This is a genomic window from Aurantiacibacter luteus (assembly GCF_001010945.1).
GTDB classification, from domain to species: Bacteria; Pseudomonadota; Alphaproteobacteria; order Sphingomonadales; family Sphingomonadaceae; genus Alteraurantiacibacter; species Alteraurantiacibacter luteus.
Genome location: NZ_LBHB01000005.1, coordinates 1 through 1,430 on the forward strand (window position 1 = coordinate 1; position 1,430 = coordinate 1,430).

The window sequence follows — 1,430 nt, forward strand, 5'->3', positions numbered from 1 at the left end:
GACCGAGATCGTGGGCGTCGAGTCCGGCGAGAGGGTAATGGTGACCGTCGCGGTCGAGACGTCGCCGTCGCCGTCGGTGATCGTGTAGTCGAAGGTGACCGTGCCCTCTTCGCCAGCGCCGGGCGTGTAGGTGAACGTGCCGTCGCCGTTGTAGGCCAGGGTCCCGGTGCCCGAGAGGCTTCCGGCCACCGCCGCCACGGCGCTCGTCGCAACGCCGTCCGCACCGGGCACGTCGTTCGCCAACACGTCCACCGTGATCGCCGCGTTCTCGGTTCCCTGGCTGGCGCTGTCGTCTACGGCCGTCGGCACGTCGTCGACGATGGCGATCACCAGCGAGGTGCCGGCGCTGTCGCCGTCGCTGTCGGTCACGGTCAGGCTGAACGTGTCGCTGTCGGGATCGACGAGCGTGTTGTCGGTGAGCGTATAGCTGTAGCTGTAGATGCCGTTCGAGACGGTCACGGTCAGCACGCCCTTAGCCGTGGTGACCGTGCCGCCAGCGGTCACGTCCACGCCGTTGATGACCAGCGAGGCGACGCTGTCGCTGCCCGTGGTGATCGGGATGGTGCCGGTCGCGGTCTCGTCCGGCGAGGCCGGGTTCGAGCCGTCCGCCAGCGCTTCCTCGTCCACCGTGTTGTCGCCCGCGACCGAGATCGTGGGCGTCGAGTCCGGCGTGAGGGTGATGGTGACCGTCGCCTGCGAGACGTCGCCATCGCCGTCGGTGATCGTGTAGTCGAAGGTGACCGTGCCCTCTTCGCCGCTGCCGGGCGTATAGGTGAACGTGCCGTCGCCGTTGTAGGCCAGGGTGCCGGTGCCGCTGAGCGATCCGGCAACCGCCGCCACCGCGCTGTCGGCAACGCCGTCCGCGCCGGGCGTGTCGTTCGCCAGCACGTCGACCGTGATCGCGGTGTTCTCCGCGCCTTGCGTCGCGGCATCGTCCACGGCCGTCGGCACGTCGTCGACGATGGCGATCACCAGCGAGGTGCCGGCGCTGTCGCCGTCGCTGTCGGTCACGGTCAGGCTGAAGGTGTCGCTGTCGGGATCGGTCAGCGTGTTGTCGGTCAGCGTGTAGCTGTAGCCGTAGCTGCCGTTCGAGACCGTCACGGTCAGCACGCCCTTGGCCGTGGTCACCGTGCCGCCGGCGGTCACATCTACGCCGTTGATCACCAGCGAGGCCACGCTGTCGCTGCCCGTGGTGATCGGGATCGTGCCGGTCGCGGTCTCGTCCGGCGAGGCCGGGTTCGAGCCGTCCGCCAGCGCTTCCTCGTCCACCGTGTTGTCGCCCGCGACCGAGATGGTCGGCGTCGAGTCCGGCTGCAGGGTGATGGTGACCGTCGCAGTCGAGACGTCGCCGTCGCCATCGGTAATCGTGTAGTCGAAGGTGACCGTGCCCTCTTCGCCCGCGCCGGGCGTATAGGTGAACGTGCCGTCGC

Annotated in this window: 1 protein-coding gene; it reads right to left on the reverse strand. The window is 69.0% G+C overall.

Annotation, left to right across the window (positions count from 1 at the left end; translation table 11 throughout):
• On the reverse strand, positions 1-1,430 hold a 1,430-nt coding region (locus AAW00_RS13740; protein WP_047005033.1), incomplete at both ends, for an Ig-like domain-containing protein.